Below are 24,417 nucleotides of genomic sequence, written 5' to 3' on the forward strand. Positions count from 1 at the left end.
AGACCGAAATGCTTCATTTTTCCCGCTGGAAAACAGTCTTCATCTGGCTGATCGTGCTGATAAGCGCCGTCATCGCTTCCCCCAACCTGTTTACGGACAAGCAGCTGGAGGGCATGCCGAACTGGTACAAGCACAACAAGGTGACGCTGGGTCTCGACCTTCAGGGCGGGTCTTACATCATGCTCAAGGTCGAGCGTTCCGATATCGTCAAGGAACGCCTCGAAACCATTGTTGGCGACGTCCGAGCCCAGTTGCGCGATGCTAACATTCGCTACTCGGGTCTGACCGGTAACGGGCAACAGATCCAGGTTCGTATCACCGATCCGGCGCAATATGAAGCGGCGAAGAATGCACTGAAGGACCTGACGCAGCCGGTTTCTACCGGTACGCTGGTTGGCACCTCCGTACATGAAGTGACGATGAGCGACGGCGGCGACAATCTGCTTCGCCTCAATCTCACGGACGAGGGCATCGATTACCGTCTATCGTCGGCCGTTTCCCAATCGATTGAAGTCGTGCGTCGTCGTGTCGACGAACTCGGCACCACCGAACCGCTGATCGTCCGTCAGGGCAATGACCGGATCATCGTTCAGGTTCCTGGCCTCCAGGACCCGCAGCGCCTGAAGTCGCTGTTGAACCAGACCGCCAAGCTTTCTTTCCGCATGGTGGATACGTCCATGCCGGTTCAGGAAGCGTTGAACGGTCGCCCGCCCGCGACAGATGAAATTCTCTATTCGCAGGATGATCCGCCGGTTCCTTACCTTGTTGAGCGCCGTGCCCTGGTCTCCGGTGACAATCTGGTCGACGCGCAGGCAAGCTTCAATCAGCAGACCAATGAGCCCGTCGTCACGTTCCGCTTCGACAGCCGCGGCGCGCAACGTTTCGCCCAGGCGACTCAGCAGAATGTCGGCAAGCCATTCGCTATCGTTCTCGATAACAACGTTATCTCTGCACCCGTGATCCGCGAGCCGATCATCGGCGGTTCCGGCCAGATTTCCGGTAACTTCACCGTTCAGGGCGCGAACGATCTCGCCGTGCTTCTGCGCGCCGGTGCCTTGCCTGCGACGTTGACCGTCGTGGAAGAGCGCACCGTCGGCCCAAGCCTTGGTAGCGACTCCATCAATGCCGGCCTCACTGCCAGCGCCATCGGTGCTGCCGGCGTCGTCATCTTCATGTTCGTCTTTTACGGTTTCTTCGGCCTGCTGGCGAATATCGCGCTGGTCATCAATATCGTAATGCTGCTTGCGGTTCTCAGTATCATCGGATCGACTCTGACCTTGCCGGGTATCGCCGGTATCGTCTTGACGATCGGCATGGCGGTGGACTCCAATGTTCTGATCTACGAGCGCATCCGCGAGGAAGTCAAAGCCGGAAAGCCGTTGATATCGTCGCTTGAGAACGGCTTTACCCGCGCTTTCGCGACCATCATCGACGCCAACCTGACCACCTTCATCGTGGCCTGCGTGCTCTTCTATATGGGTACAGGTCCGGTTAAGGGCTTCGCGGTGACGCTTGCCGTCGGTATCGTCACGACGGTGTTCACGGCCTACACCCTGACAGCCTGGCTGTTTGGCGCCTGGGTTCGCCGTACCCGTCCGAAGCACCTGCCAAAGGGCATCCGCACTGGCATGTTCGACGGCAAGGACATCCCTTTCATGAAGTACCGTCGCCTCGTCTTCGGTATTACCGGCGTGATCATGCTGGCCTGCGTCGGCGGCTTCATGACCAAGGGTCTCAATCTCGGCATCGACTTCCAGGGCGGATCGATCATTGAAGTTCAGTCGAAGAGCGGCCCTGCCGATCTCGCAGATATTCGTGACCGCCTCAGCCAGTTGAATCTCGGTGAAATCCAGGCGCAGAGCTTCGGCTCTCCACAGGACGTGCTGATCCGCATTCAGGCGCAGGAAGGTGGCGAGAACGCCGAGCAGTCGGCGATCACGTTGATCCGCGGTGAGTTGCAGGAGAAATACGACTTCCGCCGCGTCGAAGTCGTGGGCCCAGCAGTGTCCGGCGATCTGACCGTCACCTCGACGATCGGTATTGCGCTCGCCATGGTCGCGATCATGATCTACATCTGGTTCCGCTTCGAGTGGCAGTTCGCTCTGGGCGCGATCATCTCGATGGTGCACGACGTGGTCTTCACCATCGGCCTCTTCGTCTTCCTCGGCATCGAATTCAACCTCACCAGTATCGCGGCAATATTGACCATTATCGGTTACTCGCTGAACGATACGGTGGTCATTTACGACCGAATTCGAGAGAACCTGCGGCGCTACAAGAAGATGCCGCTGTCCATGATCATCGACGTCTCGCTGAACCAGACACTGTCGCGCACGATCTTGACCGGTCTGACGGTGATGCTTGCACTGCTGTCGCTCTATCTCTTCGGTGGTGAAGTCATCCGTTCCTTCACATTCGCGATGCTCTTCGGTGTCGGTATCGGCGTGTTCTCGTCGATCTACATCGCGGCACCGGTTCTGATCGCCTTCAATCTGCGCCCTTCCAGCGTCGATTCCGACGATAAGGAAGATCAAAAAGCGAAGACGATCACCGGTAAGCCGGCAGTCTGATGGCTGGTGGAATAGAGATACGCCCGGCCCATTTTCCCGGTCGGGCGCCGATCGATGCTTATGGAAATGGCGGATTTCGCTTTGCCGAAATGTCGCATCGCGGCTCGCTTCTCTGCCTCCCTTCCGGCATTCATGGATGGGACGTCACCGATCCCTCACAGCTTTCGGTCGATAAATTTGCCAAGATTCTGGAACAAGCGGCCGACATCGAGTTTCTGTTGATCGGCATGGGAAACTCCATGCGGGTCGTTCCAAGAGAATTGAAGGCAGCCTTGAAAGAGGCTGGCATCTCGGTCGATCCGATGAGCACGGGTGCTGCAGTAAGAACATACAACATCATGCTTTCCGAATCGCGGGCAGTCGCTGCGGCCCTCATTGCGGTCGAAGGCTGAAGAACGGTTATCGATGACAGATCTGCCGGCGAACAAGGATGCATGCCTTTCGATGCTGCGCGATATGGATCGCGACAGATATCTCGCGTGCCTTCTTGCGCCGGAAGACAAGCGCGGCGATCTTGCCGCGCTTTACGCTTTCAATGCCGAGATCGCCCGCATCCGCGATGTCGTGCGCGAGCCGCTTCCAGGCGAGGTGCGCATGCAATGGTGGCGTGATCTTCTGGAGGGCAATCCGCACGGAGACAGCACAGGTCATCCGGTTGCCGCAGCTCTCTTGAACGCGATCGCCACGCATAATCTGCCCAGGCAGACTTTGATCGACATGATCGAAGCGCGCATCTTCGATCTTTACGATGACGTCTTCGAAAGCCGTAATGCTCTGGAGGGGTACGCGGGCGAGACGGCGTCGGCACTGATCCAGCTTGCCAGCATCGTGCTTTCCCCACGTGACGCCGCGAAAAACGCTGATGTCGCGGGCCATGCAGGCGTCGCTCAGGCCATGGCTGGCATGCTGCTGTTGATGCCGCAACATCGCCGTCGCGGACAGGTCTACATCCCGCAGGATATCTTGTCGGCGGCCGGGTTGAACCGGGGGAGTTTTCTGGAAGGCAAAGACCGAGAGAAGGTCGGGGCAGCGATCGAGATATTCTGCGCGCACGCTCAGGATCACTTGAAGAAGGCACGCCAGACCTCGCTTCCTGCCGCAGTCGTTCCAGCCTTCTTGCCGGTAGCGCAAGTCGAGGCCGTGTTGAAGGCGGCGCGTCGGGCAGGCGCAGATGTGCTTGAAAGCGGCATTCAACTCTCGTTGCTCCGCCGTCAATGGCTGCTTGCCAAAGCCGCTTATCTCAAGCGATTTTGAGCGCCTCCACGTCCACGCAAGCCTTGATTGCTAACGCTCTTGATAAGCATGTCGCGTAAAAGTGTGCAGCGGTTTTGCGAGAGCGACATGCTATGACAAGGACCTAAAGCGTAAGAAGCAAATCGGAAAGATCGCGACACGCTTTGGTATCGCTTTAAGCGTAAATTCGAGAAGTCAGAGCGTCCTTCGTGCGTCTAAATGAGATGCGCGGCGCTCTAGGGAGTGACAAGATGAGCCTAACCATTTGGATCATCATCCTCGCGCTATTGGGTGCGGTTGCGATCTATATCTGGCGCCTGAAGCGTTTCTCGGAAAGCGAAAACAGCTACGATACGGGGCAGGCGATTTTGGACTTTGCCCGAGCCTTTCCCAATGAGGCGATCCGCAGTCTGCACATGACTGCTGACGGCAACGCCGTCTTCGTTCGCCTGCATGACAACAAGGCTGGCTTCATGCGCAACATGGGCAAGCACAATGTCTGCATGATGCTGAACCCTGAGCGCATTACCGTTGAGCATTTGGAAAGCGGCGATGGTTTCGTCGTCACCTTCATCGACACGCCAAAATATAGCGGTGCTTATCGTTTCAAAACGATCGGCGAAGCCGCGGAAGTGTCGCTCTGGCTACTTGGTAGCTATTTGGAGGCGGCAGATGCCGATCCGGATCAGCCTAGGGAAACCGGCTCCAACTCCTCGCCTTCTCCCGCGACCTGATCGACAACAGGCGCTGCAACACCAAGCCACATCGCGCAATCTCTCAACGCGCGGGCGCTCATCAACTGCCGCTTCATGATGGTCTTGTCCTTGCCGCGAAAGCGCTTGACGCCTTCGGGCTTGACGATCGAGCCGGGCTCGAGGTCGGGGAACAAACCGAAATTGACGTTCATCGGCTGGAACGAGCGCTTGCCTGGTTCTTCGTCGGTGGAAAGATGACCGCCCGTAATGTGGTTCAGCAGAGCGCCCAGAGCTGTTGTCGCGGGCGGCAGGCTGATTTTCTCGCCCTTGTGCTCAGCACTTGCGAAGCGGCCTGTCAGAAGTCCGATGGATGCACTCTCTACATAGCCTTCGCAGCCGGTGATCTGGCCGGCAAAGCGAATGTCCGGACGGGACTTCAGCTTGAGCGACGTATCGAGCAGACGCGGGGAATCGATATAGGTGTTGCGGTGCAGGCCGCCCAGGCGTGCAAACTCTGCATTTTCCAGGCCCGGGATCATCCGGAAAACCTCGGCCTGTGCACCGTATTTCAGTTTCGTCTGGAAGCCGACCATGTTGTAGAGCGTGCCGAGCGCATTATCCTGGCGCAGTTGCACGACCGCATAAGGCTTGACGGTCGGGTTATGGGCGTTGGTCAAACCCATCGGCTTCATCGGACCATGGCGAAGCGTTTCACGTCCGCGTTCCGCCATGATCTCGATCGGCAGGCAACCATCGAAGTATGGTGTGCCTTCCCATTCCTTGAAGCCCACCGTATCACCGGCGATCAGCGCGTCGATGAAGGCATGATACTGCTCTTCGTTCATCGGGCAATTGATATAGTCCTTGCCGTTGCCGCCAGGTCCGACCTTGTCGTAGCGGGACTGGTACCAGCAGATATCCATGTTGATGCTGTCGCGATGGACGATTGGCGCGATAGCGTCGAAGAAGGCCAGTGCATCCTCGCCCGTTTCCGCCTGAATGGCACTGGCAAGCTCGGGCGCGGTGAGGGGGCCCGTGGCAATGATCGTGTTGCCCCATTCTTTTGGCGGAAGTCCAGAAACCACTTCACGAACGATTGTCACGAGCGGATGGGCCTCAAGTTGAGCTGTTACCGCTTCGGAAAACCCGTCGCGATCGACAGCGAGCGCGCCACCGGCCGGAACCTGGTGCCTGTCGGCGCAGGCCATGATCAGTGAGCCTGCCAGACGCATCTCGGCGTGAATAACACCGACTGCATTGGCCGTGGCATCGTCTGAGCGGAAAGAGTTGGAGCAGACAAGCTCTGCAAGACTGTCGCCCTTGTGAGCATCCGTGCCGCGAACACCGCGCATTTCATGCAAAACAACGGGGATGCCAGCCTGAGCAATCTGCCAGGCTGCTTCAGAACCAGCAAGGCCGCCGCCAATGACGTGGATGGGGGAATTCGTCTTGTCTTGCATCGCGCGCTCACATCGCCAACCGGCACCGTGGGTGCTGCGGGTCGACCATCTTTGTTGATTGGCTACGCCTCGCTCTCAGGAGGCACTTGGCCGATGCAGTATCACGAGCAATGCACGTAGCCAAACTTTTTCGGCTACAGCCAATCCTCGGACATGGCGGAGGGCCGCGCTACTCCCCAGTCCTAGGCTGCCAGCCAGAATCAAAAAACGGCGCTCGTGGCGCCGTTTTTCTTGCCTGTCGCTCAGCCATCCGATGCCGTGGGAGGTCGGCTCTTTCGGATGGCTCTTTACGCTGATTAGCGGAACGAACGGGAGGCGACGTTACGGATGTCGTAACGTGTCAGGCCGATATCGCTGAGAGCCTGGTTGGAGAGGCTGCCCAATTCATTGAGCGTGCGGCGATAGCTAATCCAGTTCTTTGCGATGCGAAGCGGGTTCATGGTCGTTTCCTCGATTTGTGATGTATTTGAATTTTGAATTCTGTCCGCCGGGCCGCTGGTCATCTGCGCTCTCGGCTGTTGACTGGTATATACATATTCACAGCCATGACTTGGAGTGCAGATTTTGAGCGACTGCCATGCATTTGTGCAATGTGTCGTCTATTTTTGCAGCTTCAGGACGGATATGCGTATTATTTGAGCGGGGAAGCGCGTGGCGTTTTCGATCGATAGCCAACGTGCTTTTTGGTGATCAGAGAGAAATGCAAGCAAAAAGAAAAGGCCCGGAGCGAGTGCTCAGGGCCTTTTGAGGTAACGCATCAAGTTAACGACGGATCGTCAGCCGGTGTTATAGTCTATTAGATGCCGACGGCAGTGCGAGCAACGCGACGGATGTCGGTGCGGCCGATGCCGAGATCGCTCAGTTCGCGATCGCTCATACGGTCGAGTTCAGTTACGGTCTGACGATACTTGCGCCAGTTGTTCAGCGAGCGTGCAATGTTCATGGTCATATCCTCGTTTCGGTTCGCCGGTTGCTTGGGGTCAACTCGGCTTCGTTTTCTGAACTGGAATATATGCGTTTCCGCGCACTCCAAAAACAGACAAAGAAGGATGACACCTATGCAGGAAACGCATGGCGACGCGCGAATCGGTGGCTACTTCCTTAACAAATGCATAATTTGGTAGCATCGAAGAGGAGTTTTGATGCTTCAGACCCTCTCAAGGCCCGCTAAACCTCCTGGTGCCGTCGATCTTGTTCTTGATGGTTTTGGGAAGGTAACCGGGTGCTTTCACCTGGGGTCTAGGAGCAGGGGAGGGCGTTCCACGAGGGCCGGGAAACTCATCAGCCCTTTAATCAAAGAGAATCGAGAAGACGGCATCTCCGTAAATCTCGATGATGCCTTGCATGCAATTGTCATATAGGCCTCAAAACCCATGGAAATAGGGGCTGTACGGCGTCATTTTTCCTTTGCGCTCCTGAAAACGGATGATATAGAGACGCCGCGCTCCGGAAGGCCTCATGTGCCAGATGTTGTTTATGCAGGATTTAAAGAGCGCGGGTATGGCGGAATTGGTAGACGCACCAGATTTAGGTTCTGGCGACGAGAGTTGTGGGGGTTCGAGTCCCTCTACCCGCACCACAAATCGCCGGGAGAGCTAGGCACAACGTTTCGTTTTGCCCTTTCCCTGGCTCAGGCATAATTGCTCCGCAACGCGCCTGTGCATGCAAGTTTTATAGTCACGGCCGGTGAATTCAGATTCCGGCGCTGTGCTCGAAAGTAAACCGACGGCTGTCTGAGCACTGCCGCCATGATGTGAAGGTATGAAAATGCAGGTTATCGAAACGCTCGCTGAAGGGCTGAAGCGCGAAATCAAGGTCGTTATCCCGGCCGCCGACATGAAGGCTCGCCTTGACGAGCGCCTCGCTGAAGCCAAGGACAAGGTTCGTATCAACGGCTTCCGTCCCGGCAAGGTCCCTGCTGCGCATCTGAAGAAGATGTATGGCAAGTCGATCATGGCCGACCTCGTCAACGAGCTTGTTCGTGAAAAGCCTTCCGAAATCATTTCCAGCCGCGGCGAAAAGTCTGCAACCCAGCCTTCCATCTCCATGACGGAAGACGAGAAGGAAGCCGATAAGATCCTGGCTGCTGAAACCGATTTCGAATTCAACATCGCTTACGAAGTCATTCCTGCGATCGAGCTGAAGTCGAATGACGGCATCAAGGTTACGCGCGAAGTCGTCGAAGTAACCGAAGACGAAGTCACCGAGCAGATCCTCAAGATCGCCGAGAGCGCTCGTAGCTACGAGACCAAGAAGGGCAAGGCCGCTGAAGGCGACCGCGTCACCATGAATTACCTCGGCAAGGTCGATGGCGTAGCCTTCGATGGCGGCGCTGCTGAAGATGCCGAACTGGTTATTGGCTCGGGCCGCTTCATCCCAGGCTTCGAAGACCAGCTCGTTGGCGTCAAGGCGGGCGACGAAAAGACCATCACCGTAACCTTCCCGACCGAATATCCGGCTGCTGAGCTGGCTGGCAAGGAAGCCACCTTCGACATCACCGTCAAGGAAGTTGCTGCTGCCGCCGACGTCGAAATCAACGACGAGCTGGCAACCAAGCTCGGGCTCGAATCCGCTGAAAAGCTGAAGGAAATCGTTCGCGGTCAGATCGAAAGCCAGTACGGCAACGTGACCCGTCAGAAGGTGAAGCGTCAAATCCTCGACCAGCTGGACGAACTCTACAAGTTCGACACGCCTGCAGGTCTCGTCGACGCCGAGTTCGACAACATCTGGCGCCAGATCAACACCGATCTTGCACAGTCCGGCAAGACCTTCGCTGACGAGGACACGACCGAAGAAGAAGCGCGCGAAGAATATCGCAAGCTCGCTGAGCGCCGCGTCCGTCTCGGCCTCGTTCTCTCCGAAATCGGCGAGAAGGCTGGCGTTGAAGTGACCGAAGACGAAATGCAGCGCGCGCTGTTCCAGCAGCTGCAGCAGTTCCCAGGCCAGCAGAAGGAAATCCTCGATTACTTCCGCAACACGCCTGGTGCATCCGCGTCGCTACGCGCTCCGATCTTCGAAGAGAAGGTCATCGATAAGCTGCTGAGCGAAGTCTCCGTCACCGACAAGACGGTTTCCAAGGAAGAGCTTCTGGCTGACGACGCCGAAGAAGGCGAAGAGACCAAGAAAAAGGCACCTGCCAAGAAGAAGGCTGCAGCCAAGGCTGACGCTGCTGAAGGTGAAGAAGCTGCTCCGAAGAAGAAGGCTCCTGCCAAGAAGAAGGCAGCGGAAGGCGACGCAGAGTAATCTGCTCTTCTCATATGTTTCGGAGAGGCCGCGGCGAAAGCTGCGGCCTTTTCATTTGCGGCTTTGCGAAGTTACGTGCCTGTATCCGCGGTGAAAAGACATCGTCTCGTCGTATCCAAACGGTATGTTGGCCTTTGGCTCCTCCTGCTGTCAGGCGATATCTCGTGGGTGTCAGAAACTATCTCGTCGAAGGTTTGTCTTGCTCAGGCAAAACGTCGGTAGCAACGGAGCTTCAGCGTCTGGGACACCATGTCGTTCATGGTGATCGGGAACTTGCCTACAAGGGCGATCCTCTGACCGGCTTACCGTTAGAGGGGCCGTTTGATGACGCCTTGGCCGGGGACGTATCGTTTCCGCGTCGTCATCACCTCTGGTGCATCAAGAAAGTCAGAGCGTTCATGGCCGATCAAAGCCATCCGGTCACCTTCTTCTGTGGCGGCGCTCGTAACTTTTCCGCTTTCATCGGGCTCTTTGACAAGGTCTTCGTTCTTAATCTCGACAGAGCGTTGTTAGAAAAGCGCTTGTTATTCAGGCCGGAAGACGAGTTTGGCGGGAAACCGGAAGAGCGGGCGTTCATCCTTCGGCTATACGACAGCGAGAAGGACGTTCCGCCAGACGGTATCGTCATCGACGCCACTCAGCCGGTTGCAGCCGTTGTCGCCGAGCTGTTGTCCCATATCAACATACAGCCATTTCGGCCTTTATAGTGGTCCGATCGCCGAGACTAATTGTGCTCTCAAGATCACAATGCAGTGCACAATGACTTTTTGCTGCACCTGCTCTTGTTCATCTCCCGTTCATCTGGCACCCTTCGGGAGTGATTTGCTGAACGCCTCGTTGCGTGAGGAGCAATCCGCCGCAGTACGCGGCTCGGCTTTAAGCCTTCAGGTTCAATTCTTTTCGGGCGCGGCTGCCATGTCGCGCTTGTCGATCTGCGCTGCGTAAAAAGCAAGTGCGGGTGAGGCTGGCGTCCGTGCCGGGCCGAATCCACGCCGGGCGATCCTCTTTTTGGGATTGCCCAAGCCGAAACGAGACCTGCCGTTTTCCTCCCAAGAGCGGCTGGTCTTTTTAAAGCTTGAGGAAATGACATGTTGGTCAAGATACTAGGTACGCTCGCCGCGGCCTCGCTCATTTTGTTGTCGCCGGTACAGGTGAAGGCGCAGGAACGCGGGTTGATCTGGGCCCCTGCAAAAAACTCAGACCGCTCCTATTCGGCGCGGCTGGGTGCAAAGCTGCCCACCGAAACGCCGTTGCGCGCCGGTCTTGAGATGGGCATGAGCGCTTCTGAAGGCGGGGCCGTGGTGGATGCGCCGGTGAAGTTTTGGGGCGATGTCACCTTGATGTCCACCAATCTACCAGGCGTGAAGATCGCAAGAGACATCGGCATCCTGATGAATGCGCTCACCGGCTCGAGCGCCGTGACGATGACGATGACGCAAAAGCGGGTTGCGACAGCCGATCTCGATTTTGAGTCGAACAGGAACGTGACGCTGCGCTATGACGGACCAAGCCAGCAGTGGAATGGCCTGGATGTCTCTCAATCGCTGCGATTGACGCGCTCTGGCACTGGCACGGCATTTGTTCTGACGGGCGCAAGCCGGCAGACCTTCGATGAGTTCAGTTCCAGCGTCGCGCTTGAACAGAAGCTTTCCGACAATCTGACCGTGACCGGAAGCTTTGATCGTGGTTTTGAGGATCGTTTCCGCCCAGCCGTGCACGCGAACTACAAGATCAGATGGTGAAGCGGCTCAACTGGCCGCCTCATCCTTTTTCTTGATGTCGCCCATTCGGTTCCACGCATCCAGCCCGGCAATCTTGTAGGCCTCGGCAAGAGTGGGATAGTTGAACGTATTTTCAACGAAATACTCGACGGTACCTTTGAGGTTCAGCACGGCTTGGCCGATGTGCACCAATTCGGTGGCGCCTTCGCCGACAATATGCACGCCAAGAAGCCGGCGCGTCTTCAGGGAAAAAATGAGTTTCAACAGACCGGAATCAAGGCCCATGATGTGTCCACGAGAGGTTTCCCGGAAGCGGGCAATCCCGCACTCATAAGGGATCCCGCGCTGTTTCATTTCTTCTTCGGTCAAACCGCAGGTCGAGATTTCCGGAACGGCGTAGATGCCATAGGGGAAATATTTCTGGGGCTCCATCGCAATCGCACCAACCGCGACGCGGGCGGCGATTCGGCCCTGTTCCATGGAGGTGGAGGCAAGGCTTGGAAAGCCGACAACGTCTCCGGCGGCAAAGATGCCTGGGACTGAAGTCTCGAAGGTCTCGGGATTGACCGAAAGTCGGCCGCGGCTGTCGGCCTCAAGACCGGCTGCAGCAAGGTTCAGCGTATCTGTTGCGCCCATTCTGCCGGCAGCGAACAGCACCATTTCAGTAACGATCGTGCGACCATTGTCGAGGGTGATCGAAACCTTGCCCTCCGAGGTATGCTCGACCTTCTCCGCTTTCTGGCCAAGCAAAAGCTTCATATTGCGGTCACGCAGCTGATAGGTGAAGTCCTCGACGATTTCCTTGTCGATGAAGTCCAGCATTGTCGACTTTGGATCGATCAGCGTGACGGCGGTATCGAGCGCGCTGAAGATCGTCGCATACTCGATGCCGATGACGCCGGCGCCGATGACCACCATGGAGCGTGGCAGCCTTTCCATTTGCAGCAACTCGTCGCTGTCGATGACGGTCTTGCCATCAAACGGCATGTAGTCGGGCCTGAAGGGACGGGTACCGACGGCAAGCAGAATGCTCTTGCCCATCACATGCATCACTTCGCCATCATCCTTGGTGATTTGAAGCGTGTCCGGCGTGATGAAGCTTGCCTTGCCGCGCAGGTGCTGCACGCGGTTTCGTGCGAACTGATGCTCAAGCACTTCGACTTCGTGGTTGAGGGTGATGAGCAGGCGCTGGCGCAGGTCCTCGGCGCTGATCTCCTGCTTGACGCGATAGGACTGGCCGTAGAAGCCGCGCTCGCGCCATCCGGAAAGATTGAGGGCAGTTTCGCGCATGGTCTTGGAAGGGATGGTGCCGGTATGAACCGAGACGCCACCAACACGGCTGCCCTTTTCGATGACCAGAACCTTCTTGTCGAGCTTCGCCGCTTGGATGGCAGCGCGTCTGCCGGCGGGACCGCTACCAACAACAATGAGATCGTACTGGTTCATGAAAAAGCCTCTGGACGTGAACCGGGATCAGTGCCCGAATGTTTAAAGATCCGATGTGAGGGATTTGCCGCGAAAAGCGTGATGCTCTGAGCTTACGGAAACGATCTCCGCATTCGCACATCCGAGCGTCGTGAGACTGCGGAGTGCAATGCAACAAATGCCTGCGTCAATCTGTAGCGCAGAAATCTGACGGATTCGTAACCGGCATGGAAAAAGCCGCAGACCGACTATCGATCACGATGTGGGGCCACCGCCGCGCTGGTTCTGTACCGCGTGTAGTTTCGCAATATCGTCGCGTAACGCTGCAAGTTCGGCCAGAACCTTGAGATCGATTTTCTCGTGAAGAGAGAGAACTTCCAACTCAGCCTTGAGATTGACCTCATAATCCTTGGCTGCCTCGAAGCGATCGCGCTCGGCCTGCCGGTTCTGCGACATCATGATGATCGGCGCCTGTATGGCTGCAAGCATGGAGAGAATGAGATTGAGGAACACGAAGGGATAGGGGTCGAAGGCCTTTGTCGTCAGAACTACCGTGTTGATGACAGCCCAAATGGCCAGGAAGACAATGAAGCTGATGATGAAACCCCAGGAGCCACCGATACGGGCGATACTGTCGGCTAGCCGGGCGCCGACTGTGGACTCCCTCGAAAACTCGGCATTCGTGTCCGTGGAGATCAATTGTTTCTGATGCGCCACCTCCAGAATCCGCTTTTCGATCTCGCCGATCTGTCTGGAAGACCGCTTGAAATGGGACAGCACGTAATCTGGGATGGCAGACATGAATCATCTCCGGCAAGGCGTTGGCTGGAGATAAACGCAACGAACCCGCAAGTTCAAACAAAATCGCGGGCTTCAAAATGCCTTAGCTGGATGGCGCTGTCTGGTGGATCCAGTTGAAGCCGGGAAAGAACCGCTCTCTGCCGAACTGATCGCCAAACATCATGTCGAACTGCAATTGGCGATATTCGATAAGTGAAGATGGCAGAGTCGCTGGCGTGATAGACCAGTCGGGCACAGCCGAACCGTTTCGCTCCATCAGCATATGCCGGTCGATCACGGAAAACGATGAATGCACTTTGCCCAGAATGCCGGTGTAGAACGGATCGTCAAAGCCTGCGGTTTTTAGAATGTGATAAGGCAGCAGCGACGGGCTGATCGTGCCGATCCGGTTTTGCAGTCCGGCCTTCGAGGACCAGACCACCAGGGGCGTTTCGTGTTCCCTCTTCATGGTGACAAGTGGCGCGCGGCGTGTCGCCACCATGCCAGGCATGTAGCCGCTTTCGACAAAGGCCTGACCGAGCGGCGGCAGATGATCGCCAAAGAGAACGATGACGGTTTCCCTCTCACGGCCTTTTGCCCACGCGACGAGCTTCGCAAAGCTTGCGTCAGCTTCCGAAACGCCTTGCGCATAGGTAGCGAGTGCATCGCGGGCGTTTTCGGAAAGATCACCTGTGACCGCCACGCCTTTCTCGGCATAGCGGTTTCCCTCGTAAGGTCCGTGTCCCTGGAGGGTGACGGCAAAGAGAAACTGCGGCTTCTCGGCAGCGTCCACTGTCTGGATGATCTCGTTCGTCAGCGCTTCATCCGAGGCGAAGGCGCCACGCTTTTCCATTGGCGGCAGCGTTTCCTCCGAGCGAAATTCCTCGAAGCCGAAATGCTTGTAGACTTCCCGGCGATTCCAGAACCATTCCTGGAAGGGGTGGACGGCGACGGCGGAGTAGCCTTCCGAGCGGAAGAAGGTCGCAAGTGATGGGACGGGACGACGCACATATTGTTGATAGGGAATGCTGCCATAGGGCAAAAAGGCATTGCTGAAGCCGGTCAGCGCTTCGAACTCGACATTTGCCGTCATGCCGCCGAACTCCGGCGAAAACACATGGCCCGATCGCATGGCGCGGATGCTGGGCATCGGATCTTTCGAAAGTCTGACGTTCTCCAACCGCGTTGGATCCCACAGCGACTCGCTCATGATCATGATGACGTCGGGACGTTTGCTGTGATTGATCGCAAAAGCCGAGCTATCGGAGGTGATCTCGGCGATGGTGTTCTCGCCGTAACCATAAGGCGCCGTCACTTTCGCCATCGGAATATTGAAGGCGAAGGCCATGATGAAGCCGTTGTGACGGTAGTTTTCCTTCTGATCCCACATCATCGGAATGATGTTGAGCCGGTCCCTGATCCAGGAATAGCTGGAATATTCCATCATCGAGCCGAAACTGACGAAGAGCGGGACGGCAAGCGCCAGTCTCCACATCCTGGCCTTGAAGGGCATGACCGGCATGGCGTGACGTAAAAAGCGCCAGAGCATAAGGATGGTAAAGGCTGCAGCGGCAAAAGCAGCCGCCAGCGCTATTGCCGTCAAGGGCTGAGCTTTCAGCATAGCCGGCAGAAGCTGGATGATTTGACGGCCAAACAGCAGGTCGGAGGGATATAGCGGATCAGAGAGGTAGAGCTGCTTTTGGCTGGAAATGAAGGCGGGGAGGATCAGCAGTGGAATGGCAACGAGTAGCGACTGATAATGTCGCCCGAAGAGGGCGTCGAGTGCCATCAGACCAATGACGACTGTGACGATCGTCGTCAGTCCAGGACGCGCGGGTGACAAAAGAAACGAGCCGACATCGTACAAGGTGCCACGCGCGATCCACTCCATGCAGACAACCAGCAAGACCGCTGCGAGTACCAAGTTGGCCAGAGTTTGCGCATCATTTAAAAGGCGGGCAAGGGACCGTGTCCAAGGCGTTGAAAGGACGAGTTTCATCCTTTCGGCAACCGTTGTTTTGGGCGCCGATTTCGTCAAGTTTGTACTCCGGCAGTCGGGTGACGGGTGTGAATCACCTGTCATATAAGCGTCATCTAACTGTCACATATGCGCAATGAACGCGACATGAACTATGCAAAATTCACAGGCCTTGAGTATAACCGTTGCGTGAGCCATCAAGATTGCGCATCCGCTTGCCGAAACCTTCTTGACTGAGCGTTGTTTTGCAACAGTTCTATCCGGCGCGTTGCACAGTGAGAGCCGGCGCGATAATGAGGAAGGCATGAGCACAGGACAGACCATTCCCCACACGTTCCGCATTGCAGTCGGGCAATTCAACCCGACTGTTGGCGATGTTGCAGGCAATCTTGCCAAAGCCCGCGAGGCCAGGGCAGATGCGGCAGCCCAGGGTGCCGACCTTCTTCTGCTGACGGAGCTTTTCATTTCCGGCTATCCGCCGGAAGATCTGGTTCTGAAACCTGCCTTTCTTAAATCCTGCCTCAAGGCGGTGGAAGATCTGGCGGCAGAGACGGCAGATGGCGGCCCGGGTGTCATCATCGGCTTCCCACGGCAAGGCGAAAAGGGCAGGCATAATTCCGTCGCGCTGTTGGATGCCGGAAAGATCGTAGCGTTGCGCGACAAGGTGGATCTGCCAAACTACGGCGAATTCGACGAAAAGCGCGTTTTCAGCGAAGGCTCGATCTCGGGCCCCTATAATTTTAGGGGCATCCGCATCGGCATTCCGATCTGCGAAGAAATCTGGAACGATCTGGGCATCTGCGAAACGCTGGCCGAGGCTGGCGCCGAAATATTGCTGGTGCCGAACGGCTCACCCTATTATCGGGGCAAGGTCGATGTCCGTCATCAGGTGGCACTTCGCCAAGTCATCGAAAGCGGCCTGCCTCTGGTCTTCGCCAATCAGCTCGGCGGCCAGGACGAGCTGGTGTTCGATGGCGCAAGCTTCGGTTTCAATGCCGATAAGACGCTTGCCTTTCAGATGAGCCAGTTCGAAGCCACCCTTGCGGTTACCGACTGGAAGCGCACGGAAAATGGTTGGCATTGCAGCCACGGTCCGGTGTCGCATATCCCGGAAGGCGAAGAGGCGGACTATCGCGCCTGCATGCTGGGCTTCCGCGATTATGTGAACAAGAACGGCTTCAAGAGTGTCGTTCTGGGGCTTTCTGGCGGCATTGATTCGGCCATCTGTGCAGCGATTGCGGTTGATGCGCTCGGCGAGGAGCGCGTACGCTGCATCATGCTTCCATATCGTTATACCTCGGAAGAATCACTGAAAGATGCTGCCGATTGCGCTAAGGCACTCGGTTGCCGTTACGATATCGTGTCGATTGCCGAACCTGTCGATGGCTTCATGTCGGCGCTGTCTGAGCTGTTCGAGGGAACAGAAGAAGGTATCACAGAGGAAAACCTGCAAAGCCGCGCGCGCGGCACGATCCTTATGGGCGTGTCCAACAAGTTCGGTTCGATGGTGGTGACCACAGGCAACAAGTCGGAAATGTCGGTCGGCTATGCGACGCTCTATGGCGACATGAATGGCGGCTTCAATCCGATCAAGGACCTCTACAAGATGCAGGTCTATGCCATCTCCAGTTGGCGTAACGCGCATGTACCGCCTGGCGCACTTGGACCTTCAGGTGAAGTCATTCCTGCCAACATCATTTCAAAAGCGCCGTCCGCCGAGTTGCGTCCCAACCAGACAGACCAGGATTCGCTGCCCCCTTATCCCGTTCTCGACGATATTCTAGAGTGCCTGGTGGAGCAGGAAATGTCCGTCGAGGAGATCGTCGCCCGAGGTCACGATGTCGCAACGGTTCATCGCATCGAGCACCTGCTCTATCTTGCCGAATACAAGCGTCGCCAGTCCGCACCCGGCGTGAAGATCACCAAGAAGAACTTCGGTCGTGATCGTCGCTATCCGATCACCAATCGATTCCGAGACCGGTAGGTAAGTCAAATCGTTGGAATATCGCAACGGGAGGAACGATGCGAAGTTCAGTCGAGATATTCAACATCCGTACCCGCGAAAATCGCGTCGTGTGGCAGACCGAGAAGCTGTTCGAAGCGCCGAACTGGTCTCCGGACGGACGGTATCTGTTGCTGAATAGCGATGGGGTGCTCTACCGCCTGTCTCTTGGGCAAGCTGAAGGAGTGGAGACCGTCGATACGGGCTTTGCGGTTGAGTGCAACAACGACCACGGCATCTCGCCGGACGGTTCGTTCTATGCCATTTCCGACAAAGTGGAGTTCGGCAAGAGTGCGATCTATCTTCTGCCCTCCACGGGCGGTACGCCAAAACTGATGACGCAGAACCTGCCATCCTACTGGCATGGCTGGGCGCCGGATGGCAAAAGTTTTGCCTATTGCGGCATCAGGGATCAGGTTTTCGATATCTACGCCATGGACATCGAAACTGCGACCGAGACTCGCCTGACGCATGGCGAGGGTCGAAACGACGGTCCAGATTACTCGGCCGACGGTGAGTGGATCTATTTCAATTCCAGCCGTACGGGCCGGATGCAGATCTGGCGTGTGCGACCGGATGGATCGGACGTGGAGAGGATAACCGACAGTCCATACGGCGACTGGTTTCCGCATCCCTCTCCCAAGGGAGACAAAGTCGTTTTCATTTCTTATGACGGCGACGTTTTCGACCATCCGCGTGATCTTGATGTTCGGGTGCGCTTGATGGATCCCGATGGTAGCAATGTCGAAACGCTCTTCGATCTCTTCGGCGGGCAGGGCACGATGAACTCTCCCAACTGGTCACCGAATGGTGATGAGTTTGCCTATGTGCGATATTTCCCAGCTGGCTAAATCCCCGGCACTTGCCTTGTTGCCAACAATTGGACATACGGCTTGTCGTCAGGTGCCCGCCTGAGCGGGAGAATCGGGAATGCGGTGCAAGACCGCGACGTGCCCAACGCTGTGAGGCTGATGCCTGTTGCCACAGGCCACTGAGCAATCGGGAAGGCGGCAACGGGCAGGCGAAGCCAAGTCAGAAGACCGGCCTGACGAGATAGACCAGACCGCGCGGACGGCGGCAGGTTGTGAGGAAGAACGGTGCGCCGCGCCGTGATCGGCGTGCACACGCGGTCTTTCCTGCATTGTTGGGGATTGACGATGCCACCTGATGATACCCGGCATGGCCTGATGCCGGCTTTTGAGTTTTCCAAGGATGAGAAGGCTGCGGTTTATCGCGCCATCGAGACCCGCCGCGATGTCCGCAACGAGTTTTTATCCGATCCGCTACCGGACGAACTGATCGCAAAGCTGTTGGCAGCAGCCCATGCCGCGCCGTCTGTCGGTTTCATGCAGCCATGGAATTTTACGCTGGTCAGCGATACCAGGATCAAGCAAGCCGTTTGGCAGGCCTTCAGCTGCGCCAATGAAGAGGCAGCGTCGATGTTCACCGAGAAGAGGCAGTCGCTTTATCGAAGCCTCAAGCTGGAGGGTATCAGGAAAGCGCCGCTCTCCATCTGCGTCACTTGCGATCCGACACGGGGTGGAGATGTCGTGCTGGGAAGGACGCACAATCCCCGCATGGATGTCTACTCCACAGTATGTGCGGTCCAGAACCTCTGGCTTGCAGCACGCGCGGAAGGTGTCGGCGTCGGTTGGGTCAGCATTTTTCATGATGACGATATCCGAAAGATCCTGGGTATCCCTCAGCATATCGAAATCGTGGCATGGCTCTGCATCGGCTATGTTTCGGAACTCTACGCCGAGCCGGAGCTAGCGGTGAAGGGCTGGCGCCAACGCCTGCCGTTGGACGATCTGATTTTCAGAGACAGGTGGGGCGAAAAATAACAGGTTCGCCGGCTTGTACGCGTGCCTTCCAAGCCCTCAAAAACCACTTGCCAGTCTCCATGGCCAGTGGCTTAGTTCTTTCTCATTTCGAGAGGGGATCATATCATGCCGATTGAAAACTGGTCGGCCTTCGTTGCCGCATCCACCATCATGCTCGCCGTTCCCGGACCAACAATTTTGCTGGTCATTTCCTACGCGCTCGGACACGGACGAAAGGCAAGCAGTGCCACCGTCGCCGGCGTGGCTCTCGGCGATTTTACCGCCATGACTGCTTCAATGCTGGGTCTTGGCGCACTGCTGGCCACGTCTGCCGCACTCTTCACCGTGTTGAAATGGGTGGGTGCGGCCTATCTGATTTACCTCGGCATCAAGCTCTGGCGTGCTCCTGTCGGCGCCTCAGCTGGAGGCGAGGGTAACGTCAGCGGTCGCGAGCGCCCGCTGAAAATCTTCATTCACACCTACATCGTCACAGCGCTGAACCCAAAGAGCATCATCTTCTTCGTCGCCTTCCTGCCGCAGTTCCTGGTGCCGACCCTGCCATTCTGGCCGCAGGTGCTTATTTTCGAAGTTACTTTTCTTGTGCTTGCGACTTGCAACGCGGCTCTTTATGGGTTGCTGGCAAGTGCGGCCCGCAACACCATTCGCAAGCCCTCCGTCCAGCGCGTCGTCAACCGCACGGGTGGCGGGCTCTTGATCGGTGCCGGACTGCTGGCGGCAGGCTGGAAAAAAGCCGCCGCTTGAGAACGTCGCCATCTCGTGCGGCGCCGAGTTTTGGAACATATCAATGTCAGTGCCGCACATTCTTCTTGCTCTTGTCACGGTCTTTCTCTGGGGCTTCAACTTTGTCGTGATCAAGGTCGGCGTCATGGATATGCCGCCGCTTTTCTTGACGGCGCTGCGCTACCTCTTCGCAGCCGTGCCGCTGATCTTCTTCCTGCCGCGCCCCAAGGTCCCGTGGAAGCACATGGTCGTTTACGGCTTGGTGATGGGCTGCGCGCAATTCGGCCTGCTTTATACGGCGATCAAATGGGGCCTACCTGCCGGGCTTGCTTCCCTCGTGATGCAGGCGCAGGCCTTCTTCACCATGGCGTTGGCCGTCACGCTCTTGGGCGAAATTCCGTTAAGATCCCATATTGCCGGGGCCGCCGTAGCATTCTCCGGTCTTGCAGTCATCGGGCTGGAAAGGCTGGAACTCACAGCGCTCGTTCCATTGTTGATGTGCGTCGGTGCGGCGTTCAGCTGGGCAATCGGCAATATCGTCAACCGCAAGGTGGGACGCGTCAACGCGATTGCCTTCGTCGCCTGGACAAGTCTTGCGCCGGTTTTACCCCTGATCGCGCTTTCGCTGCTGCTCGAAGGCCCAGAGGCGATTGGCGAAGGCCTGGCGAACGCCAACATGATGACGGTGGCCGTCGTTGCCTATATGGCCTATGGCGCGACGATCATTGGCGCGGGCATCTGGAGTTTTCTTTTGCTTCGCTATCCCGCAGGAACCGTGGCGCCGTTTTCGCTGCTGGTGCCGATCGTCGGCTTTCTTGGCGCCTATTTTGCCTTTGCCGAACACATCACGACGCTGGAGATTGTCGGCAGCGCACTTGTCGTTGCCGGTCTGGCGCTGAACGTGTTTGGCCGCCGCTTATCCTTCGGTCGAGCGCCATCCGGCAACGCCTAAGAGCGATCTGCAATTCCCTGTGCATTGTTGCGATGCGGCGGGGCATTTGCGCAAAATTTTGGTAAAGAGAGTGTTCGCCGCTCGATGACGCGGTGTTTCATTCATTGCAGTGCAGGGAAGTGCCAACGTGCAGGTCGGTATCGACATGGGTACACTTTCGGGCGGGCAGAGTGCCAAGCTCGATATTGAGGAACTGCTCGCCACACGTTTGCTGGTGCAGGGCAATTCCGGTTCCGGAAAGTCGCATCTGCTGCGCCGCCTTTTAGAGCAGTCGGCCCCTTGGGTTCAGCAGGTCATCATCGATCCCGAAGGTGATTTCGTTACGCTGGCTGACAAGTTCGGCCATGTTGTGGTGGATGGCGAGCGCACCGAGGCCGAACTTGCTGGCATTGCCAACCGCATTCGCCAGCATCGTGTCTCCTGCGTCCTGACGCTCGAGGGGCTCGATATCGAGCAGCAGATGCGCGCTGCAGCCGCATTCCTCAACGGTATGTTCGATGCCGACCGCGAATATTGGTATCCGGTTCTGGTGGTGGTGGATGAGGCGCAGATGTTCGCGCCATCCGTCGGTGGCGAAGTTACCGAAGATGCCCGAAAGGCCTCGCTTGGTGCCATGACCAACCTCATGTGTCGCGGACGCAAACGCGGCCTTGCCGGTGTCATCGCCACGCAGCGACTGGCAAAACTTGCCAAGAACGTTGCGGCGGAAGCATCCAACTTTCTGATGGGGCGCACCTTTCTCGATATCGACATGGCGCGCGCTGCCGATCTTCTCGGCATGGACCGCCGTCAGGCGGAAATGTTTCGCGATCTTCAGCGCGGCAATTTCGTCGCCCTCGGTCCCGCATTGTCGCGCCGGCCGCTGCCGATCGTTATTGGTCCGGTGGAAACCTCGGCACGTTCCTCGTCGCCCAAACTTATGCCGCTGCCAGATGCGCCGCAGGATGTGGAAGACCTGATCTTCACCCCAGACCCGGAAGAGTTCACGAGGCCCGCTGTTCGTCGCACGCCGCCAGCACCGCGTCCCACAACCGATATTCTTGCCGAACTTTCGCGCTCGACGCCCGCTGCTATCGCACCAACATCCGAGCAGCCTTCGCGTTCGAGCCAGCCGGAACTGACTCCGGAAGAGCGCGAGGAAAAGATCACCGCTGTTCTGACCGAAATTCTTGACGATCCGCAATCGGCCTATCGCACCGATGCGGTGCTCTACCAGGACTTTCTCGTGCGCGCCCGCATGCGCCGTATTCCGGGCACGCCTATGGCGCTGTCTGAATTTCGCCGGCAGATCGCCATCACCCGCTCCGGCGTTGATGTAGAAATGGCGGCAAGCGAAAATTGGCAGAAAGCTCTAGAGCTATCACGCAGCGTCTCGGACGACCTTCAGGGAGTCTTCCTGCTTTTGGTAAAGGCGGCTCTTGCAGAAGAGCCTTGCCCTTCGGACGCGAGGATTGCGCGCGCGTACGGCACCCATTCGGCGCGCCGCGCAAGGCGTCTGCTCGGCTACTTCGAAGAAAAGGAACTGGTCGTGGTGCATGCGGACTTTTCCGGCAAGCGCATCGTGGCCTTCCCGGATATGGAAGCTAAGACCGCGCCCGGCGACGCTGATGCTCCGGACGGTGACATGAGTTTGGCGGCCGAATAAGGCCGACGCGGGTAAGCCCGTCCAGACGCTAAATGGTCATCAGTCCATAGAAAAAGGCGGGTCGCCCCGCCTTTCCAAGTCTCAATGATGAACGCTTTTAGACTTCGTCGATGACCTTCTTGTCGTTGCGCGTGGCAAACAGCGAGCCGACGATACCTGTCAGGAGGATCGCGACGGTGATGCCAAGCGAGATCGACGGCGGGATTTTCGCGATGCCCAGCATGTCGGCCAGGAAGATCTTGGAACCGACGAAGACCAGAACCGCGGCTAGCGCATATTTGAGGTATGCAAAGCGGTGGATCAGGGCGGCAAGCGCGAAGTAGAGGGCGCGCAGTCCAAGGATCGCGAAGATGTTCGACGTGTAGACGATGAACGGATCGGTAGTGATCGCGAAGATCGCCGGGATCGAATCGACTGCAAAGATCAAGTCGGCGATTTCCACCATGACGAGCGCCAGGAACAGCGGCGTCACGAAGGTCTTCAACCGGCCGGTCTTGGGATCAGGCTGCTTGACGAAGAAGCGCTCCTCGTGAAGCTTTTCCGTGACGGGCAGACGCGAGCGCAGCAACTTCAGGATCGGGTTCTTGCCGATGTCCTGCTCTTCATGGTCTGCCGAGAACAGCATCTTGATACCGGTGAATACTAAGAACGCGGCGAAGAGGTAGAGGACCCAATGGAAGTTTTCGACGATCGCAGCACCGGCGGCAATCATGATTCCACGCAGAACGATGACGCCGAGGATGCCCCAGAGCAACACGCGGTGCTGGTATTGACGCGGGATCGAGAAGTAGGAGAAAATCATGGCGATGATGAAGATGTTGTCCATCGCCAGGCTTTTTTCCACCACGAAGCCCGTGACATATTCCATCGCCGGCTGCTGACCGGACTGGAACCAGATCCAGCCACCGAAGGCCAAGCCAATGGCAATGTAGAAGCCTGACATCAGCAGGCTTTCCTTGATGCCGATTTCCTTGGAGTTTTTATGCAGAACGCCAAGATCGAGCGCCAAAAGGCCTAAAACGAGAGTGATAAAAATTCCCCACATCCAGGTGGGGGTAGCGAGAAAATCCGTAAACAGAAAGTCCATCAGTCAACCTTTGTCCGGACGAGGTTGGCTCAATGATTGGGAACGTGATGAAAAATAGACGACGCCCCAACCTTGGAGACTCGACATCGCGTATTGTCCGGTAATACGCCAGAGGGGCCCGAGTCCTGATCACCAGGATGAAATGGGAGGCGCGGCACAGGTTTCAAGGGGCTTTCGTCGTTTTGTCGTTGACATTTTTATGAAGCGCCCCTAGAAGCCGCTCCAACGCCGGGTAGCAATGCCCGGTGTGTTTCGTTGACTGCCTTGCAGCAAATAGCTGACGTTCGGCGGTCAACATCACCGACATGTCCCGTGGTCTCTCCATATCGCATGTGAGAAGCCTGTCAGAGGTTCTTCAGCAGAACCTCAGAGGAGGGCGTGTTTCCTTAATCCGGTCTCGCAACAGACTGGTGTAAACTGTTGAGAAGGAAATACGATGAGCAAGCGCGAATCGTCCAAGTACAAAATTGACCGCCGCATGGGCGAAAACATCTGGGGTCGTCCAAAGTCCCCGGTTAACCGTCGCGAATATGGCCCTGGCCAGCACGGTCAGCGCCGCAAGGGCAAAATGTCCGACTTCGGCACGCAGCTGCGCGCCAAGCAGAAGCTGAAGGGTTACTACGGCGAAATCCGCGAGAAGCAGTTCCGTGCAACCTACGACGAAGCCAACCGTCGTAAGGGCGACACCTCCGAGAACCTGATCGGTCTGCTCGAGTCGCGTCTGGACGCCATCGTCTACCGCGCCAAGTTCGTGCCGACCGTTTTCGCGGCTCGCCAGTTCATCAACCATGGCCACGTCACTGTTAACGGCGTTCGCGTCAACATCGGTTCCTACCGTTGCAAGGTTGGCGACGTTATCGAAGTGCGCCAGAAGTCCAAGCAGCTCGCAATCGTTCTTGAAGCTGTCCAGCTCGCAGAACGCGACGTTCCGGACTACATCGAAGTCGATCACAACAAGATGGTCGCGACCTTCGCTCGCGTACCGGCTCTTGCTGACGTGCCTTACGCCGTCATCATGGAACCGCATCTGGTCGTCGAATTCTACTCGCGTTAATCCGCGTT

Annotated in this window: 21 protein-coding genes, 1 tRNA gene and 1 riboswitch; of the genes, 15 read left to right on the top strand and 7 right to left on the bottom strand. The window is 57.0% G+C overall.

Annotation, left to right across the window (positions count from 1 at the left end; all coding sequences use genetic code 11):
• Positions 1 to 8: 8 nt before the first annotated feature.
• From secDF to WKI41_RS06915, 4 genes are all read left to right on the top strand, one after another.
• Positions 9 to 2,570 carry a protein translocase subunit SecDF gene (secDF, locus tag WKI41_RS06900; RefSeq protein WP_340192746.1) on the top strand — a complete coding sequence of 854 codons (2,562 nt, stop codon included), beginning with the start codon at positions 9 to 11 and terminating at the stop codon, positions 2,568 to 2,570.
• Entirely contained in the window at positions 2,570 to 2,962 is a 393-nt protein-coding gene (locus WKI41_RS06905; protein ID WP_340192747.1) for an Mth938-like domain-containing protein, read from the top strand. Before secDF ends, WKI41_RS06905 begins: the two co-directional genes overlap by 1 nt.
• 13 nt (positions 2,963 to 2,975) lie before the next feature.
• Positions 2,976 to 3,824: a phytoene/squalene synthase family protein gene (locus WKI41_RS06910; protein WP_340192748.1), complete on the top strand. Its 849-nt coding sequence runs from the start codon at positions 2,976 to 2,978 to the stop codon at positions 3,822 to 3,824.
• Positions 3,825 to 4,054: 230 nt separating this feature from the next.
• Entirely contained in the window at positions 4,055 to 4,537 is a 483-nt protein-coding gene (locus WKI41_RS06915; RefSeq protein WP_340192749.1) for a hypothetical protein, read from the top strand.
• On the opposite strand, the gene trmFO is transcribed toward WKI41_RS06915, so the two are convergent.
• The 3 genes from trmFO to WKI41_RS06930 all read right to left on the bottom strand — a co-directional run bounded on the left by trmFO (position 4,489) and on the right by WKI41_RS06930 (position 6,901).
• On the bottom strand, positions 4,489 to 5,958 hold the full coding sequence (gene trmFO, locus WKI41_RS06920) for a methylenetetrahydrofolate--tRNA-(uracil(54)-C(5))-methyltransferase (FADH(2)-oxidizing) TrmFO (RefSeq protein WP_340192750.1): 1,470 nt from the start codon (positions 5,956 to 5,958) through the stop codon (positions 4,489 to 4,491). The two genes, WKI41_RS06915 and trmFO, sit on opposite strands and share 49 nt — an antisense overlap.
• 296 nt (positions 5,959 to 6,254) lie before the next feature.
• Positions 6,255 to 6,398, bottom strand: coding sequence for a DUF1127 domain-containing protein (locus tag WKI41_RS06925; RefSeq protein WP_082447266.1), 144 nt, complete (start codon positions 6,396 to 6,398; stop codon positions 6,255 to 6,257).
• Positions 6,399 to 6,754: 356 nt separating this feature from the next.
• Positions 6,755 to 6,901: a DUF1127 domain-containing protein gene (locus WKI41_RS06930; RefSeq protein WP_113265880.1), complete on the bottom strand. Its 147-nt coding sequence runs from the start codon at positions 6,899 to 6,901 to the stop codon at positions 6,755 to 6,757.
• Positions 6,902 to 7,452: 551 nt separating this feature from the next.
• Here WKI41_RS06930 and WKI41_RS06935 point away from each other — a divergent pair.
• The 4 genes from WKI41_RS06935 to WKI41_RS06950 all read left to right on the top strand — a co-directional run bounded on the left by WKI41_RS06935 (position 7,453) and on the right by WKI41_RS06950 (position 10,943).
• Positions 7,453 to 7,537: transfer RNA gene (locus WKI41_RS06935), tRNA-Leu, on the top strand.
• 188 nt (positions 7,538 to 7,725) lie between these two features.
• The gene (gene tig / locus WKI41_RS06940; protein WP_340192979.1) at positions 7,726 to 9,201 is read left to right on the top strand and encodes a trigger factor; all 1,476 of its coding nucleotides are present in this window, start codon (positions 7,726 to 7,728) and stop codon (positions 9,199 to 9,201) included.
• Positions 9,202 to 9,365: 164 nt separating this feature from the next.
• Positions 9,366 to 9,908 carry a nucleoside kinase gene (locus WKI41_RS06945; RefSeq protein WP_340192751.1) on the top strand — a complete coding sequence of 181 codons (543 nt, stop codon included), beginning with the start codon at positions 9,366 to 9,368 and terminating at the stop codon, positions 9,906 to 9,908.
• 381 nt (positions 9,909 to 10,289) lie between these two features.
• Positions 10,290 to 10,943, top strand: a complete 654-nt coding sequence (locus WKI41_RS06950; protein ID WP_340192752.1) for a hypothetical protein — start codon at positions 10,290 to 10,292, stop codon at positions 10,941 to 10,943.
• Positions 10,944 to 10,949: 6 nt separating this feature from the next.
• Here WKI41_RS06950 and sthA read toward each other — a convergent pair whose 3' ends face one another.
• From sthA to WKI41_RS06965, 3 genes are all read right to left on the bottom strand, one after another.
• Entirely contained in the window at positions 10,950 to 12,368 is a 1,419-nt protein-coding gene (gene sthA / locus WKI41_RS06955) for a Si-specific NAD(P)(+) transhydrogenase (RefSeq protein WP_340192753.1), read from the bottom strand.
• 234 nt (positions 12,369 to 12,602) lie between these two features.
• On the bottom strand, positions 12,603 to 13,148 hold the full coding sequence (locus tag WKI41_RS06960; protein ID WP_340192754.1) for a DUF1003 domain-containing protein: 546 nt from the start codon (positions 13,146 to 13,148) through the stop codon (positions 12,603 to 12,605).
• Between the two features lie 82 nt (positions 13,149 to 13,230).
• Positions 13,231 to 15,126: an LTA synthase family protein gene (locus WKI41_RS06965; protein ID WP_425340999.1), complete on the bottom strand. Its 1,896-nt coding sequence runs from the start codon at positions 15,124 to 15,126 to the stop codon at positions 13,231 to 13,233.
• A 283-nt stretch (positions 15,127 to 15,409) separates the two neighbouring features.
• Here WKI41_RS06965 and WKI41_RS06970 point away from each other — a divergent pair, with 283 nt between their 5' ends.
• From WKI41_RS06970 to WKI41_RS06995, 6 genes are all read left to right on the top strand, one after another.
• The gene (locus WKI41_RS06970; RefSeq protein WP_340192756.1) at positions 15,410 to 17,089 is read left to right on the top strand and encodes an NAD+ synthase; all 1,680 of its coding nucleotides are present in this window, start codon (positions 15,410 to 15,412) and stop codon (positions 17,087 to 17,089) included.
• Between the two features lie 38 nt (positions 17,090 to 17,127).
• Entirely contained in the window at positions 17,128 to 17,958 is an 831-nt protein-coding gene (locus WKI41_RS06975; RefSeq protein WP_340192757.1) for a TolB family protein, read from the top strand.
• 33 nt (positions 17,959 to 17,991) lie between these two features.
• A riboswitch (cobalamin riboswitch) is annotated at positions 17,992 to 18,170 on the top strand.
• Positions 18,171 to 18,264: 94 nt separating this feature from the next.
• Positions 18,265 to 18,951 (top strand): 5,6-dimethylbenzimidazole synthase, encoded by a 687-nt coding sequence (gene bluB / locus WKI41_RS06980; protein WP_340192758.1) that lies wholly within the window; start codon positions 18,265 to 18,267, stop codon positions 18,949 to 18,951.
• Between the two features lie 105 nt (positions 18,952 to 19,056).
• Positions 19,057 to 19,692 carry a LysE family translocator gene (locus WKI41_RS06985; protein WP_340192759.1) on the top strand — a complete coding sequence of 212 codons (636 nt, stop codon included), beginning with the start codon at positions 19,057 to 19,059 and terminating at the stop codon, positions 19,690 to 19,692.
• Between the two features lie 43 nt (positions 19,693 to 19,735).
• A complete protein-coding gene (locus tag WKI41_RS06990) occupies positions 19,736 to 20,623 on the top strand; it encodes an EamA family transporter (RefSeq protein WP_340192760.1) in 888 nt (295 codons plus the stop codon).
• Positions 20,624 to 20,750: 127 nt separating this feature from the next.
• Entirely contained in the window at positions 20,751 to 22,268 is a 1,518-nt protein-coding gene (locus tag WKI41_RS06995) for a helicase HerA domain-containing protein (protein ID WP_340192761.1), read from the top strand.
• A gap of 97 nt (positions 22,269 to 22,365) precedes the next feature.
• On the opposite strand, the gene WKI41_RS07000 is transcribed toward WKI41_RS06995, so the two are convergent.
• On the bottom strand, positions 22,366 to 23,355 hold the full coding sequence (locus tag WKI41_RS07000; RefSeq protein WP_340192762.1) for a TerC family protein: 990 nt from the start codon (positions 23,353 to 23,355) through the stop codon (positions 22,366 to 22,368).
• 436 nt (positions 23,356 to 23,791) lie between these two features.
• Here WKI41_RS07000 and rpsD point away from each other — a divergent pair, with 436 nt between their 5' ends.
• A complete protein-coding gene (rpsD, locus tag WKI41_RS07005; RefSeq protein WP_340192763.1) occupies positions 23,792 to 24,409 on the top strand; it encodes a 30S ribosomal protein S4 in 618 nt (205 codons plus the stop codon).
• Positions 24,410 to 24,417 lie beyond the last annotated feature (8 nt).

Source organism: Agrobacterium larrymoorei, from assembly GCF_037722385.1.
Classification (GTDB): domain Bacteria; phylum Pseudomonadota; class Alphaproteobacteria; order Rhizobiales; family Rhizobiaceae; genus Agrobacterium; species Agrobacterium larrymoorei_C.

Bases quoted from the DNA above. Each gene is read 5' to 3' on its own strand.
- secDF (WP_340192746.1), top strand. From the start codon at position 9: ATGCTTCATTTTTCCCGCTGGAAAACAGTCTTCATCTGGCTGATCGTG.
- WKI41_RS06905 (WP_340192747.1), top strand. From the start codon at position 2,570: ATGGCTGGTGGAATAGAGATACGCCCGGCCCATTTTCCCGGTCGGGCG.
- WKI41_RS06910 (WP_340192748.1), top strand. From the start codon at position 2,976: ATGACAGATCTGCCGGCGAACAAGGATGCATGCCTTTCGATGCTGCGC.
- WKI41_RS06915 (WP_340192749.1), top strand. From the start codon at position 4,055: ATGAGCCTAACCATTTGGATCATCATCCTCGCGCTATTGGGTGCGGTT.
- trmFO (WP_340192750.1), bottom strand. From the start codon at position 5,958: ATGCAAGACAAGACGAATTCCCCCATCCACGTCATTGGCGGCGGCCTT.
- WKI41_RS06925 (WP_082447266.1), bottom strand. From the start codon at position 6,398: ATGAACCCGCTTCGCATCGCAAAGAACTGGATTAGCTATCGCCGCACG.
- WKI41_RS06930 (WP_113265880.1), bottom strand. From the start codon at position 6,901: ATGAACATTGCACGCTCGCTGAACAACTGGCGCAAGTATCGTCAGACC.
- tig (WP_340192979.1), top strand. From the start codon at position 7,726: ATGCAGGTTATCGAAACGCTCGCTGAAGGGCTGAAGCGCGAAATCAAG.
- WKI41_RS06950 (WP_340192752.1), top strand. From the start codon at position 10,290: ATGTTGGTCAAGATACTAGGTACGCTCGCCGCGGCCTCGCTCATTTTG.
- sthA (WP_340192753.1), bottom strand. From the start codon at position 12,368: ATGAACCAGTACGATCTCATTGTTGTTGGTAGCGGTCCCGCCGGCAGA.
- WKI41_RS06960 (WP_340192754.1), bottom strand. From the start codon at position 13,148: ATGTCTGCCATCCCAGATTACGTGCTGTCCCATTTCAAGCGGTCTTCC.
- WKI41_RS06965 (WP_425340999.1), bottom strand. From the start codon at position 15,126: ATGAAACTCGTCCTTTCAACGCCTTGGACACGGTCCCTTGCCCGCCTT.
- WKI41_RS06970 (WP_340192756.1), top strand. From the start codon at position 15,410: ATGAGCACAGGACAGACCATTCCCCACACGTTCCGCATTGCAGTCGGG.
- WKI41_RS06975 (WP_340192757.1), top strand. From the start codon at position 17,128: ATGCGAAGTTCAGTCGAGATATTCAACATCCGTACCCGCGAAAATCGC.
- bluB (WP_340192758.1), top strand. From the start codon at position 18,265: ATGCCACCTGATGATACCCGGCATGGCCTGATGCCGGCTTTTGAGTTT.
- WKI41_RS06985 (WP_340192759.1), top strand. From the start codon at position 19,057: ATGCCGATTGAAAACTGGTCGGCCTTCGTTGCCGCATCCACCATCATG.
- WKI41_RS06990 (WP_340192760.1), top strand. From the start codon at position 19,736: ATGTCAGTGCCGCACATTCTTCTTGCTCTTGTCACGGTCTTTCTCTGG.
- WKI41_RS07000 (WP_340192762.1), bottom strand. From the start codon at position 23,355: ATGGACTTTCTGTTTACGGATTTTCTCGCTACCCCCACCTGGATGTGG.
- rpsD (WP_340192763.1), top strand. From the start codon at position 23,792: ATGAGCAAGCGCGAATCGTCCAAGTACAAAATTGACCGCCGCATGGGC.